14 protein-coding genes and 1 pseudogene are annotated in these 13,487 nt (G+C 35.1%); 14 read left to right on the top strand and 1 reads right to left on the bottom strand.

Annotated elements, in window-relative coordinates:
* Window positions 1–253: 253 nt before the first annotated feature.
* The 14 genes and pseudogenes from M9949_05840 (at window position 254) to M9949_05775 (ending at window position 12,570) form a co-directional block, all read left to right on the top strand.
* Window positions 254–1,177 (top strand): DNA adenine methylase, encoded by a 924-nt coding sequence (locus M9949_05840; protein MCO5250926.1) that lies wholly within the window; start codon window positions 254–256, stop codon window positions 1,175–1,177.
* Window positions 1,161–2,000 (top strand): type II restriction endonuclease, encoded by an 840-nt coding sequence (locus M9949_05835; GenBank protein MCO5250925.1) that lies wholly within the window; start codon window positions 1,161–1,163, stop codon window positions 1,998–2,000. The genes M9949_05840 and M9949_05835 overlap by 17 nt, the downstream gene beginning before the upstream one ends.
* Window positions 2,000–2,887, top strand: coding sequence for a site-specific DNA-methyltransferase (locus tag M9949_05830; GenBank protein ID MCO5250924.1), 888 nt, complete (start codon window positions 2,000–2,002; stop codon window positions 2,885–2,887). Before M9949_05835 ends, M9949_05830 begins: the two co-directional genes overlap by 1 nt.
* Before the next feature lie 169 nt (window positions 2,888–3,056).
* Window positions 3,057–3,734: an N-formylglutamate amidohydrolase gene (locus M9949_05825; protein MCO5250923.1), complete on the top strand. Its 678-nt coding sequence runs from the start codon at window positions 3,057–3,059 to the stop codon at window positions 3,732–3,734.
* 75 nt (window positions 3,735–3,809) lie between these two features.
* A pseudogene (locus M9949_05820) lies at window positions 3,810–3,905 on the top strand (AraC family transcriptional regulator).
* Between the two features lie 150 nt (window positions 3,906–4,055).
* Window positions 4,056–4,616: a hypothetical protein gene (locus M9949_05815; protein ID MCO5250922.1), complete on the top strand. Its 561-nt coding sequence runs from the start codon at window positions 4,056–4,058 to the stop codon at window positions 4,614–4,616.
* Window positions 4,613–5,842 carry an NAD(P)/FAD-dependent oxidoreductase gene (locus M9949_05810; GenBank protein ID MCO5250921.1) on the top strand — a complete coding sequence of 410 codons (1,230 nt, stop codon included), beginning with the start codon at window positions 4,613–4,615 and terminating at the stop codon, window positions 5,840–5,842. The genes M9949_05815 and M9949_05810 overlap by 4 nt, the downstream gene beginning before the upstream one ends.
* A gap of 2 nt (window positions 5,843–5,844) precedes the next feature.
* Window positions 5,845–6,555 (top strand): DUF1641 domain-containing protein, encoded by a 711-nt coding sequence (locus M9949_05805; GenBank protein ID MCO5250920.1) that lies wholly within the window; start codon window positions 5,845–5,847, stop codon window positions 6,553–6,555.
* A gap of 9 nt (window positions 6,556–6,564) precedes the next feature.
* Window positions 6,565–6,882 carry a TusE/DsrC/DsvC family sulfur relay protein gene (locus tag M9949_05800; GenBank protein MCO5250919.1) on the top strand — a complete coding sequence of 106 codons (318 nt, stop codon included), beginning with the start codon at window positions 6,565–6,567 and terminating at the stop codon, window positions 6,880–6,882.
* Between the two features lie 133 nt (window positions 6,883–7,015).
* Complete coding sequence (locus M9949_05795) at window positions 7,016–7,501, top strand: DsrE/DsrF/DrsH-like family protein (protein MCO5250918.1); 486 nt, start codon at window positions 7,016–7,018, stop codon at window positions 7,499–7,501.
* 279 nt (window positions 7,502–7,780) lie between these two features.
* The gene (locus M9949_05790) at window positions 7,781–8,056 is read left to right on the top strand and encodes a hypothetical protein (protein MCO5250917.1); all 276 of its coding nucleotides are present in this window, start codon (window positions 7,781–7,783) and stop codon (window positions 8,054–8,056) included.
* Window positions 8,057–8,298: 242 nt separating this feature from the next.
* Complete coding sequence (locus M9949_05785) at window positions 8,299–9,186, top strand: hypothetical protein (protein MCO5250916.1); 888 nt, start codon at window positions 8,299–8,301, stop codon at window positions 9,184–9,186.
* 99 nt (window positions 9,187–9,285) lie between these two features.
* A complete protein-coding gene (locus M9949_05780; protein ID MCO5250915.1) occupies window positions 9,286–10,269 on the top strand; it encodes a PDDEXK nuclease domain-containing protein in 984 nt (327 codons plus the stop codon).
* Window positions 10,270–10,368: 99 nt separating this feature from the next.
* Window positions 10,369–12,570, top strand: a complete 2,202-nt coding sequence (locus M9949_05775) for a DUF262 domain-containing HNH endonuclease family protein (protein MCO5250914.1) — start codon at window positions 10,369–10,371, stop codon at window positions 12,568–12,570.
* An 80-nt stretch (window positions 12,571–12,650) separates the two neighbouring features.
* Here the strand turns inward: M9949_05775 and M9949_05770 are convergent, their stop codons facing one another.
* Window positions 12,651–13,481 (bottom strand): PHP domain-containing protein, encoded by an 831-nt coding sequence (locus M9949_05770; GenBank protein MCO5250913.1) that lies wholly within the window; start codon window positions 13,479–13,481, stop codon window positions 12,651–12,653.
* Between the last annotated feature and the right edge of the window lie 6 nt (window positions 13,482–13,487).

Raw genomic sequence — 13,487 nt, 5'->3', positions numbered from 1 at the left:
CACATATTTTAAAATGAGTGGTTTCAATTTGTAAACTTACGAAATTTAGACGATTTGAAACACATTTTTATACAAATTTTTCACTCGGAAGAGATGGAAATGCAACTGAAAATTTTAGGAAGATTGACATTGTCAAATATTTGGGTATGTAGAAAGGAATGTGTATATTTGGGGGGAGTGATGATGTTAGAAATACAATAATGTCAATCTAACAATTGATAATTTTGACCAAATTTTTTAATTTGAAAGAGTAATGATAGAAAAAATAGCAAAACCGTTTTTGAAATGGGCAGGTGGGAAAACCCAACTCATAAATGATATCGAAAAGGCTTTGCCAAAAGACATTTCGAGAGATGAATTCACATATATTGAGCCTTTTGTAGGCAGCGGGGCTGTACTTTTTTCGATGATAAACAAGTTCCCAAACCTTGAAAGAGCTGTTATAAATGACATCAACGAAGACTTAATCAATACATATAGAATCATTGCTTCAAAACCAAAAGAACTAATATCAATACTTGAAATTTTACAAAATGAATTTCACGATTTGAAAGGTAACGAAGAAAAAAAGAAACTCTATTACTACCATAAAAGAGAATTGTACAACGCAAGAAATGAAGAGCAAAGCGGTCAAGCGGCTTTGTTTATTTTTCTAAATCGTACTTGTTTCAATGGGTTGTATAGAGTGAATCGCAAGAATGAATTCAATGTTCCTATGGGCAGTTACAAACAACCAACTATTTGCGACAAAGAAAATATTCTTGCCGTAAACAAGGCTTTACAAAAGGTGGAAATTTTGTGTGGTGATTATCAAGCTACTTTGAAGTTTGCAGAAGCGAACACACTGTTTTATTTTGATCCACCTTATAAGCCATTAAGCGAAACGTCAAGTTTCAACGCATATGCAAAGTACGATTTTAATGACAATGAGCAAATCAGATTGAGGGATTTTTGTACCAAAGTTGATTCTCTAAACCATAATTGGATTTTGAGCAATTCTGACCTTAAAGGAAAAGATATTAACGATAATTTCTTTGACGATTTATATTCTGACTTCAATATTCAAAGGGTTGACGCAAGAAGAAGTATTAATGCTAATCCGGAGAAGAGAGGTTCGTTAAAAGAACTCTTGATTACAAACCAAACGAAAAGCAAAGAATATGTCAGAGCAATTTAAAATCTTCTTATCACAACTTTCAGAAACCAATGCAACACTTGGCTATTTCACTGATTTTAAGAAAATAAAAAGCAACGTTTCTAAAATTGCAATCAAACTCAACCAATTAAATTACTTGATTGGCAAAGAGAATTTAGGTGAAGCAATCCAAGAACTTTATGACGAGAATCCGAAGGTTTTTGAAGTTATTGACATTCTAATAGCAGTTCGTAAAAATAAGAAAGCAAAAACCTTTAATAGCAATGGTGACATTGTTTTTCTTGATACCTATTTTCATTCTTCAAAATCAATTACCGAATACATTGAAGAAACAGGTTTGGGAGATGTATTCAGAAATAAGAATATCACAAACCTTGTGGATTACGTTTTCGGAATTGAAGTTGGTTTAGATACAAACGCGAGAAAAAACAGAGGTGGTGCGAATATGTCAAAAGCGGTGTCACTATTTTTCGATAATGCAGACATAATTTATAAAAAAGAAGTTATCAATACAATCTATCCCGAAATCATAAGTTTAGGAGCAGATATAAAACGATTTGATTTTGTTATTAAAACAAAAAAGAAAACGTATTTGATTGAAACCAATTATTACAACAGCGGTGGTTCGAAACTTAATGAAACTGCAAGGTCTTACACTGATGTTGCTCTGAAAATAAACCAATACAAAAATTACGAATTTGTTTGGATTACAGACGGACAAGGTTGGCATTCAGCCAAAAACAAACTTGAAGAGGCATTTAGCGTTATTCCAAGTTTATACAATCTTTCGACTCTTCATTTGTTTATTGAGAAAATAAAGAACGAAGGATTAGTTGAAATTTAATGCTTAAACCATTTTTCAAATCGGACGACAAAAATTTCTATCTCTTAAAAGGAGATACAATGGAACTTTTGCCTCAATTTGATCACAAATTTGATATGGTTTTTGCTGATCCACCCTATTTTTTATCAAACAATGGACTGTCAATACAAAACGGACAAATTGTAAGTGTAAATAAAGGAAAATGGGACAAATCCGAAGGATTTGAATTTATAAACGACTTCAACCGTAAATGGCTTTCATTAGTTCGTGATAAGATGAAAGATGATGCGACAATTTGGATTAGCGGAACAATGCACAACATTTTTTCAGTTGGACAAATTTTAATAGAATTAGGATTTAAAATTCTCAACATTGTAACTTGGGAAAAGACAAATCCTCCACCCAATTTTTCGTGTCGTTACTTTACACATTCATCAGAACAAATCATTTGGGCAAGAAAAAATGAGAAAATTCCGCATTATTTCAACTACGAGCTTATGAAGCAATTAAATGGCGATAAACAAATGAAAGACGTTTGGAAATTGCCAGCAATTGCACCTTGGGAAAAATCTTGTGGAAAACACCCAACACAGAAACCTTTATCGGTTTTGACAAGACTTATTTTAGCTTCTACAAAACCAAACGCTTGGATTTTAGATCCTTTTGCAGGCAGTTCAACAACAGGAATTGCAGCTAATTTGGCAAATAGAAGATTTTTAGGAATTGATCAAGATGAAGAATACTTGACAATAAGTATGAACAGAAAATTAGAAATTGAGAATCCTAAAACTTATGCAACTTACAGACAGAAAATTGGCGGTTTCAACAACAAAAAAGAACTTGAGTTATTTTTAGTTGAAGAACCATACGAAGAATATCGAGCAGAAATTAACTTGAAGAAATGGTAAGGACGAATGGTTAAAAGGAACTACCTAAAGAATGAAATCCCCAAAAACTCTCGGCACTGCTGAGAGAAATTAGCCGGTCACATAATATTAAAATTAAACCATGAAACAACAAATCATTCTACATATTCCTCATTCCTCTACTAGGATTCCTATTAGAGAGGGATTCATTGTGAGTAAGAAGGAATTGGAAGAGGAGATTTTGAAATTGACAGATTGGCATACTGAAGATTTATTTCATTCTGATGAGGATGATATGATTATTGCTGATTTTTCAAGAATATTTTGCGACCCGGAGCGATTTGCAGATGATTCGCAGGAGATTATGGCACAATTCGGGATGGGTGTCCTGTACGAGAATAGCGATGATGGCGAAGTGATTCGCACCATTTCACCGGCTTTGAGAGAAAGAATTTTGCAAGGCTATTATTGGCGTCATCATCAAAAACTCAGCCAATCAGTTAATCAGCAATTGAAATCTTTCGAGAAAGCTTTGATTATTGATTGCCATTCTTTTCCGAGCAAGCCACTGATTAGAGACTTGCATAAAAAACACAATCGCCCGGATTTCAATATTGGCACCGATTCATTCCATACTCCCCAAAAACTAATTGACAAATCTGTTGCATTTTTTGAGAAAGCCGGATATACTTTAGGTATAGACTATCCATACAAAGGTACAATCGTGCCAATGGAGCACTATAATAAGAAGCAAAATGTTCAATCTATAATGCTTGAAATCAACAGAAAGCTATATTTGGACGAACCGTCAAATGTGAAATCTGAAGGATATGAAAAAATCAAAAAAGTAACGAGAGATTTCATACGCGAAATGAAAAACAGCTTGTAAAAGCTCCCCATCTACCACCGCTCCCCTGCTTTGGCTGTAACAAAGTTTCTCCGAAATCGGCTCTTTAGTGCTCAACACTTATCAATGCAGTTCAAGAAGATGACAGGGTTGACGCCTTCGCATTTTAAAAAATTGAAAGACATAAGAAGGATTGCTATTCAAAATATTTAACGACTCAACAAGCGTGACTTAATAACATAAGAGCCAAATCAAACATTTTTTCGCCAAAAATACTACCGAAAACACCCATTTACTACAATAATTTTGCATATGTAATTAGGAATGTGTATATTTGGATTGTAGTTTTATATAAGGAAAGCAATGAAAGAACTAAAACCGGAACTCGTTTATACATTATATAAGCTGGATTGGGTGTACCCGGAAGAATTACCAACTTATGCTGTTACATTTATTGAAAACGGAATAGAAAATAAGCATATGATAGAATTAGCCGGATTAAACAAACCTACTCAGAGTGATATAAGAGATTTAGTTGATAAAGCATTTGCTCCATATTTGCCGGACAAGTTCGACCATATGACTATGGCTTTGATTATTGCAAAAGCAATAATTGATGAGGATATTGATACATATAAGGGAGCATATTTAATTGGCGAGCTATCAGAGGAGTTGAATAGGTGTGATGATTTGTGGATTTTCAAATGCAATATAATTCAATTCGATGACTATTATGCGCACAACTTGTATGAAAGGTTAGGTAACGAAACTCAGGACTTGGTTAAATTGCGACTTGGAGAAATCATAATAATGGCATTGCAGGCACAAATTTTCATTCCGAACTTGCTTCGGAATCTTTTTCTAAAACATTTGAGATGCTCAAACGTTTTAAGAATGAAAACTAAACAGAGTAAAAGACAATGAAAAAATTATTAATACTCGGTGCCGGAACTGCGGGCACAATGATGCTAAACAAGCTCAACAATGTTCTTGATAAAAATGAATGGCAGATAACTATAGTAGATCAGCACGAAAATCATTATTACCAGCCGGGATTTCTTTTTATTCCGTTTAATATTTATACCTGTAAAGATGTTACAAAGCCGAAAAGAGATTTTTATCCAACCGGGGTTAACATCATTAATTCCACAATTGATAAAATTGAACCTGTTGAGAATAGAGTGTTACTGCAAAACGGTCAAGTCGTTGGTTATGACTATTTAATAATTGCAACTGGTGCAAAAACAAAACCGGAAGAAACCGAAGGATTGAAGGATAAGCTATGGTATAAGAAAATTTTCGATTTTTATACAATAGAAGGTGCTTGTCAGTTGAGAGACTTCTTCAAGCACTGGACAGGCGGAAGGCTTGTAATAAACATTACCGAAATGCCGATTAAGTGTCCGGTGGCTCCTCTTGAATTTGCTTTTCTTGCTGATTGGTTTTTTACCGAAAAAGGAATTCGTGATAGAGTTGATATTCATTTTGTAACTCCCCTGCCCGGGGCTTTCACTAAACCAAAAGCTTCTGCAATACTTGGCGACTTCCTCAACAAGAAAAACATAAAACTAACATCTGAGTTTAACATTGCCCGTGTAGATAATGATGAAATGAAAATTGTTTCGTGGGATGAAACAGAAATCCCATTTGATGTTCTTGTAACAATTCCAACAAATATGGGTGATGAGGTGATTGCAAGAAGCGGAATGGGTAATGAGCTTAATTTCATTCCCACAGATCCTCAAACTCTAAGATCTAAAGCTAATGATAATATTTTTATAATTGGTGATGCAACCGATCTGCCAAGTTCAAAAGCAGGTTCAGTAGCTCACTTTCAGGCAGATATACTTCAGGAAAATTTCCTTAGTGTAATTGAAGGGAGAGAACCTCACGCCAAGTTTGATGGACACGCAAACTGTTTTATTGAATCAGGTTTTGGAAAAGGTATTCTGATCGATTTCAATTATGAAACTGAACCTTTACCGGGAAAATTCCCGCTTCCGGGAATTGGTCCATTCTCACTTCTTGAAGAAACTAAGATGAATCATTATGGAAAAATAATGTTCAGGTGGACTTACTGGAACTTCTTGATTAAAGGTCTGGAATTACCTATCGAATCAAATATGTCGATGGCCGGCAAGAGGTTTTAAAAATGGAAGCAGTAGTAACCCAAAATCAGATTGACGAAATAAATTCCAAGCTGAATATTATTCTTGAAGAAATCGAGCTTCAGAGACAGCATCGCAGAATGATGGAGGATCTGAAAGATGACCTTTACCGTGTAGGAAAAGATTTATATGAAACCGCAATCGTCGAGCTGGAAGAAGTTCACGATCACATAAATACAGGTGATATTCTTCATCTTGGAAAGAAGTTGCTGCGCAACGTAAATAATCTCAGCAAAGCTTTTGACCAGATGGAAAGCGTAAGAGATTTTGCACGTGATGTTTCCCCGCTTGTCCGGGAATCTATTTTAGACCTGATGAAAAAATTCGATGAGATTGACAGGAAAGGTTATTTCCAGTTTGCGAAAGAAATGGGAAAGGCAATGGACAACGTAGTAACAAATTACAGCGCAGAAGATATAAAGCTTCTCGGCGAAAACATTGTTACTATTCTCGATACAGTAAAGAATCTCACTCAACCGGATATGCTTCAGGCAATTAATAATGCAGTGGCTGTTTATAAGAACATTGATATTAAAGTTGATGAAAAAGTTTCGCTAATGAGCTTGTTGAAAGAAATGAATTCACCTGAAGTTAGAAGAGGACTTGCTGTGGGTTTGAAGTTTTTGAAAAACCTTGCAGCAATGGAATCAAATCAAAATAACTTAATCAAAATAAATACTAAACAAATCTATTAAGGAATAAATATGGAAACAGTAGAATTAGTAGGAAGAAATTTAGAACTGGATGCCGACGGGCATCTTAAAAACCTGAACGACTGGGATAAACAAGTTGCCCAGGAATTCGCAAAGCTCGAAGGCATAGATTCACTGACTGATCGTCATTGGCTAGTAATTGATTATATGCGCAAAGAGTTTAAAGAGAAAAACGACGCACCTTCAATCAGGAAATTAACAAAGGAAAGCGGTGTTGATACAAAAGAACTTTATGCACTCTTTCCAAAAGGTCCTGCAAAGAAAGCAGCAAAGATTGCAGGTCTTCCAAAACCAAAAGGCTGTATATAATTAATCCAGACTATCATTCTGAATGGAACGAAGTGAAGTGAAGAATCTCTATCTCTTATTTAATTTAAGATTCTTCGCTAATTGCTCAGAATGACAAAAGTAAAAGCTAAATAATATTTTTCAGGAGAAAAAAATGTCACAACCAATCGAAAAAGTTTCAATCGTTGTATCGCACGGATCACTCGAAGGATTGTACCCCGGCTTAATCATGGCAAACGGTGCAAGAATGGAGGGAATTGAAGCAACGCTTTTCTTCACGTTCTTTGGACTTGATGCTATTATAGAAAAAAGAATGGATGGCTTGAGTGTAGCTACAGTCGGCAACTCTGCAATGAGAATGCCCGGCGGATTAAAAATGCCAACCTGGTTAGGTGCAATTCCGGGTATGTCCAGATTTGCCACAGTTATGATGAAAAAGGAAATGGAAAAAATCGATATTCCCCCCGTTCGTGAATTCATTGAGATGATAAGCGATGCTGGCGGCGAACTCTACGCCTGCAAAGCAACGGTGGATATGTTCCATCTTACTAAAAAAGATTTTTGTCCGCAGGTTAATGATATAATATCAGTCGGGCAGTTTTATGAAAAATCTGCCGGTGCTCAGATAATTTTTACATAAGATTTTTTTTAGGAGAATTTATTAGTGAACTTATAGTAGAGTGAGCTTGCCAAACAGTTAAATTTTGGCACAGTTAGAGATTTGCCTTTTAGTTAGGGAACATTAATACAATAAAAGATAACTTAGAAAAAGAGAGAATCGAAAAACTGGCTGAAATTTTTGACAAGAAGTAAACATTTGCTCTCAAAATATATGAGCGACTAAATCGCATACAAAATTTGGAAGGCTAAACAAACATCAAATGGTAGAAGCATAACTGACTTAATGGAATCAATCCAAATGAAACTTTTGGATAAAACATTAATGGACAAACTTTATTCAGTTGTTGCTAAAACGCTAGGTAACACGGTTGAACAATCTATAAGAATCAAATATGATTATGGTTTAGCAAATAGCTCTTTAAGGTTTTATCGACATCAAGACATTTCCAAAATAGAGAAACTATACATCCCTGAGAGGGTTTCAGAAGTGAAATATAAATCTGACTTGACAAGTACAAATTCAGTTAATTTAGAAACCTTAAACGATAAACAAAAACTTTTTAAAGCTTTATAAAATAGAACCATGTCAACACTTCACAACCAGCACATTACGATTTCACTACAATATTGGGCAAAAGATCCCCCAACACACCACCTAATACAATTGCCCCTACAGGGACTTCCAAAACTCTCAACACTGTTGAGAGAAATTGGTCTGGATACAAAATTTTTTTTATGTAATTAGGAATGTGTATATTTGTGTTTGGTGATACATTTAAGAACTAACTTCAATAAAAATGGAGTATAAAATACAAAATGAAACATTTAATCCGGACACTTTTCATCGCCTTACTTTTTTTCGCTACAAGTAATGTATTTGGTCAAACGACAAATGTCAACGGTCCAATTGATTCAACAAAAACTTACAGAGTTGAACTCGTGGATGGTTCTACGATTGTGGGAAAGATAATACAAAGAGATTTGACTACAATTGTAATGAAAACATCATCATTGCCCGAAATTGAAATTCCCATTTCAAAAATTATAAGTATAGATATTTTTGATAAATCAAATTTCAGGATAGACAGTGATTGGTTTGCAAATCCTCATCCTACAGGATATTTATCCGGATCATCCGCATTTAATTTAAAGAAGGGAGAAGGTTACTATCAAAATACATACCTTTTCCTAAACTCTTTCGATGTTGGTATTACAGATTTTCTATCTTTAAGTGCCGGATTTGAGTTTTTATCTTTATTCAGTAATTTTGAACCAATATTCTTCATCTCACCCAAAGTGGGGTTTAAAGTTGCAGAAAAGTTCCATGCCGGAGTTAAGATTTTATATATAAATATATTAGGCACCGGTTCTCGGAACAGTAACGGTGTGACTTTTATTAATGCAATGGGTACATATGGCACTTTAGACCATAATGTAACCGGCGGAGTAGCTTGGGGACATGCTCGAGGCGTTTTTCAAGATGAAACATTTATTAATCTTTCAGGAATTACACGAATATCTAAAAAAGCTTCATTAATAAGCGAGAATTGGTTTGTTCCTTCTCAAGACTTCTTTGTTGTCTCATACGGAGTAAGATTTTTTGGCGAAAACTTAGCCGTTGACTTAGCACTATTTAATAATGACGACATTGCAGAAGGGATATTCATCGGACTTCCGTATGTGAGCGTCGTAGTGAAATTGTGAGGAAACGCTATGAATCTGAAGTAGGAGAGTTTGGTTTGCATATGTAAATAGGAATGTGTATATTTGGGGGAGTGGGAAAGTAGATAAACAAGTATAATCATGGATAAAAGATTTACAGACATAATCCAACTAATTAAGCAATCTCGGACGAATGCTATTAGAGCCGTTAACGCTGAACTAATTGAGCTCTATTGGAACATCGGCGAGCATATTAGCAAGAAAATCGAAAAATCGGAATGGGGCGATTCCGTTGTTTCAGAATTAGCTAAATATATCCAACAGACTGAACCCGAAATAAAAGGATTTTCCGACAAGAATATTTGGCGAATGAAGCAATTTTACGAGACCTACAAGGACTTTCCAAAACTCTCACCACTGGTGAGAGAAATTAGTTGGACTCATAATATGCTGGTTTTTTCAAGATGCAAATCTATTGAAGAAAGAGAGTTTTACCTAAAAATGATTAAACAGGAAAACTATAGCAAAAGAGAGCTCGACAGGCAAATTTCTGCAAGTCTATTTGAACGAACTATGATTGGAAATACAAAACTCTCGGCACTGCTGAGAGAAATTGGTCAAGATGTAACAAAAGCTTTCAAGGACAGCTATGTGTTTGAATTTCTGAACCTCCCGGAGCCGCACAGCGAAAGCGAATTGCAAGGTGGGCTTGTAAGGCAAATGAAAAATTTCATACTTGAACTTGGCAAAGATTTTCTGTTTATCGCAGAAGAGTACAAATTGCAAGTTGGCAATAGCGACTTTTTTATTGACCTGCTTTTCTATCATCGTGGACTGCAATGCTTAGTTGCTTTTGAACTTAAAGCTGATAAATTTAAGCCGGATTATTTGGGACAATTGAACTTTTATTTAGAAGCTTTAGACCGAGATGTGAAAAAGTCGAATGAAAATCTAAGTATCGGCGTTTTGTTGTGCAAAGACAAGGACAGCGAAGTTGTGGAATATGCATTAAGCCGCAGTCTTTCTCCGACAATGGTAGCCGAGTATAAAACGCAACTCCCGGACAAGAAACTTTTACAACAGAAATTGCGCGAAATGTTCGAAGATGAAAGCGCTGAAAAATAGATGGTTATCTCAATCATTTGCATATGTTATATGGAATGTGTATATTTGGGTGTTGTTTTGGAGTTTGAATAAACATAAAAGTAAATGACAGGAGAATAAATGAAAACTGAGAATCATTCTATAAACGATGTTCTAGCAAAAAATGTAACATCTTTTTTCATTCCTCCATTTCAACGAGCATACGCTTGGGGGAAACCTGAAATTGAGAGATATTTTAGTGATGTTTTACGTATTATAGATTCTGAATTGGATGCTGAACAACATGACAAGTTGGAACACTTTTTCGGTACAATTGTTATAAAAGAAGAGAAGGCAGGCTTCGCCAATAAATCGGTTGTAGTGGATGGACAACAACGCCTTACTACAACATTAATCTTTTTAATTGCTCTAAGAGACATTGAATCAAACGCATCAAATCAAGATTTTATAACAGATCATTATTTAAAAAATAGCGCATCTACATTTCAAGATAAAATAAAACTGAAACAAGTAACAAAAGACTGGGAGGCATATAGGGCATTAGTGAATAGCAATGAGCCCAAACCAGGAATTATTACTAATGCATACCAACTTTTTTATAAAATGTTAAGTGAAAAAAAAATTACAAAACCACAAATAGAATTTGAGCATTACATTACAGCGATTCGAAGAATGAATGTAGCTGTTATTTTTTTAGATGAAAGACCATTCAAAGGAGAAGATCCACAAATTATTTTTGAAACATTGAATTCTCTTGGCAAACCATTAACATTATCAGATTTAGTTAGAAACTTTGTATTGTTAAATATGGACAGCGCCAGCCAATCGGATATATACGAAAATACTTGGCATCCAAAAATTGAATCTATTTTAAATGAAAATACTTCTGAGTTTTTCCGCGACTACCTGCAATACAAAACAACAAGCTCGATTAAAGTAGTGAGCGATAATAATACAAAAGAAGTTTACCAATTATTTAAGAGTTTCGTTAACGACCAATTTAACAACCATATTGATTTTATCAATGATATTGTTCGTTATGTAAATTGGTACAAATGGATTATCACTGAAGTTGTTTCCGATTCAATAACAGAAGATAGAATAAAGAATATCAAAATAATTGAACTTGTTAGAAATATTTTTCACGATATTAAGGCAGAAGCATTCAAACCGTTTGTACTGGGATTATTTGAGTACCATCAGTGTGGTTTGGATGGTGTTAGGTTGAATGATGATAAATTAATATCTATTTTAAATACTATTCGTATTTATTTGATTCGTCGCCGGATACTAGGATTAACACAAGGGGAAAACAAAAGCATAGTAGTAATGAGTAATCGGATTGAAGAATTAGCCAAAGAAAAAGTTGAAATGATTGATTTGTTGTCTACCATATTCTATAAAATGAGGCTCCCTAATGACAATGAAATGAGAAATGCACTTGAGTCAATGAATTTTTACGATGGATTAAAAAAGTATTCAAAATTTATTTTGGGTAAAATAGAAGAACACAATACAAAAGTAGCAGTTGATTTTCGCAATCCTAAAATTACAATTGAACATATTATGCCTCAAAAACTTGATAATAGTTGGGAAGTTGAAATAGGTTCAAATTTTGACAAAGTTCATAAAACATTTTTACATAACATAGGAAATTTAATACTTACAGAGTTTAACAGCGAAATAGGCAATAAATCATTTGCGGACAAAAAAGCAAAGTTGAATACTTCTTCTTTAAATTTTAGATTAGACGTTATAAGTAAAAAGATTTGGAATGAAACCAGTATTCAAGAACACCAACGAAATATGATTAATTGGTTTCTAGAAACATTTCCGTTACCAGACAAATATAAAGAAGCCGACAATTGGAATATTAAAGTAATTGAAAGTACTAAATTTTCTCCACTTAATAACGATGCGGGAGACATTGCTGGAGGTAACAAACCTTCAGAGATACACATCGACAATAGTATAATAAAGGTATCAACTTGGCAAGATGTATTCATTAAATTCATTCAGTATATTAAAGGTAATAAAGATTTTGACTTTGATTTAATCCTTGATAATCAGACTGAACTTTTCGGAAATGATAATAAAATTGTGAAATTGACTACTTTAAAATCACTCATAAGTAAACATACGGATTTAAGAACTCGATACAAAACATTAGAAGGTAAGACATTTAATGAATTTGACAACCTTGCTGATGAAGTTTTTTTCATTCACATTAACATATCAGCATCTACTTGTATGAATAGAATTGCGAACATTATGAACAAATATAATATGCCTGAAGATGCAGTAGAAATTGTTTTGCGATAGAAAGAATAATCAAAAGACGGATGCATTTGACTAACTGTATTTGAAATTTGCGTCAATTTGTGGCGTCATCCCCACCCTCCCTAATACAACTGCCCGGTGTGGTATTTGATGGATTCGACGATTGAATAGGGAATGTAGAAGTTGCCGAAGTTGAGTTCGTCTTGTTCGCGGTTGCCATGGAAGTCGGAGCCGCCCGTTTCGAGTAGCCAATATTGTGCTGCGATTGAGCGGTAGAATTCGCGCTGGGATTGGTTATGCATCGGGTGAATGACTTCGATGCCGTCCAATCCGCTTTGAATCATCTTGTAGAGAGTCGGCTGGTCAACAAAATTTGCAGGATGCGCCAACACTGCCACGCCATTTGCCTGATTAATCAATTTTATTGCTTGGCTCACCGGAAATACTGCTTTGGGGTGGAATGCAGGTCCGCTATCACCAATATATTTATCAAATGCCTGTCGCAAAGTCTCGACGTAGCCCTTTTCGAGCAGTATCTGAGCGATGTGCGGACGAGTGATTGGCGCTTGGTCAGCCTTGATTAAAATGTCGTCAAAATCAATCATCATTCCCATGTTGCGCAATTTCTTGTGTATTTGCTTGGCGCGCACAAGTCTGGCATTACGGAAATTATGCAGATGGAATTTGAGGTGCTTATTGTCGGGGTCAACGTTATAGCCGAGTACGTGAAATTCGCGCTCGACATCGTTGCAACTGAACTCGCAGCCTGTAATAATCTCAATTCCGTATTTGGGTGCAAGGCTCATTGCATTGATGCACCCATCGAGCGTGTCGTGGTCAGTAATACTGATTACCGAAAGCCCGACAGATTGTGCCTTAGCCAATAGCTCCTCCGGAGACAAGGCTCCGTCGGAGTAAAAGGTGTGCATATGTAGGTCAACTTTCTTTGTCATATTACC

The sequence above is a fragment of the Candidatus Kapaibacterium sp. genome, assembly GCA_023957315.1.
In the GTDB taxonomy this organism is placed as follows: domain Bacteria; phylum Bacteroidota; class Ignavibacteria; order Kapaibacteriales; family UBA2268; genus PGYU01.
The sequence above is the reverse complement of the archived record's forward strand: the minus strand, read 5'-3'. Positions and strand labels throughout refer to the sequence as shown.

Coding starts and splice junctions, on each gene's coding strand:
- M9949_05840 (MCO5250926.1), top strand. CDS start 254: ATGATAGAAAAAATAGCAAAACCGTTTTTGAAATGGGCAGGTGGGAAA.
- M9949_05835 (MCO5250925.1), top strand. CDS start 1,161: ATGTCAGAGCAATTTAAAATCTTCTTATCACAACTTTCAGAAACCAAT.
- M9949_05830 (MCO5250924.1), top strand. CDS start 2,000: ATGCTTAAACCATTTTTCAAATCGGACGACAAAAATTTCTATCTCTTA.
- M9949_05815 (MCO5250922.1), top strand. CDS start 4,056: ATGAAAGAACTAAAACCGGAACTCGTTTATACATTATATAAGCTGGAT.
- M9949_05810 (MCO5250921.1), top strand. CDS start 4,613: ATGAAAAAATTATTAATACTCGGTGCCGGAACTGCGGGCACAATGATG.
- M9949_05805 (MCO5250920.1), top strand. CDS start 5,845: ATGGAAGCAGTAGTAACCCAAAATCAGATTGACGAAATAAATTCCAAG.
- M9949_05800 (MCO5250919.1), top strand. CDS start 6,565: ATGGAAACAGTAGAATTAGTAGGAAGAAATTTAGAACTGGATGCCGAC.
- M9949_05795 (MCO5250918.1), top strand. CDS start 7,016: ATGTCACAACCAATCGAAAAAGTTTCAATCGTTGTATCGCACGGATCA.
- M9949_05790 (MCO5250917.1), top strand. CDS start 7,781: ATGAAACTTTTGGATAAAACATTAATGGACAAACTTTATTCAGTTGTT.
- M9949_05785 (MCO5250916.1), top strand. CDS start 8,299: ATGAAACATTTAATCCGGACACTTTTCATCGCCTTACTTTTTTTCGCT.
- M9949_05780 (MCO5250915.1), top strand. CDS start 9,286: ATGGATAAAAGATTTACAGACATAATCCAACTAATTAAGCAATCTCGG.
- M9949_05775 (MCO5250914.1), top strand. CDS start 10,369: ATGAAAACTGAGAATCATTCTATAAACGATGTTCTAGCAAAAAATGTA.
- M9949_05770 (MCO5250913.1), bottom strand. CDS start 13,481: ATGACAAAGAAAGTTGACCTACATATGCACACCTTTTACTCCGACGGA.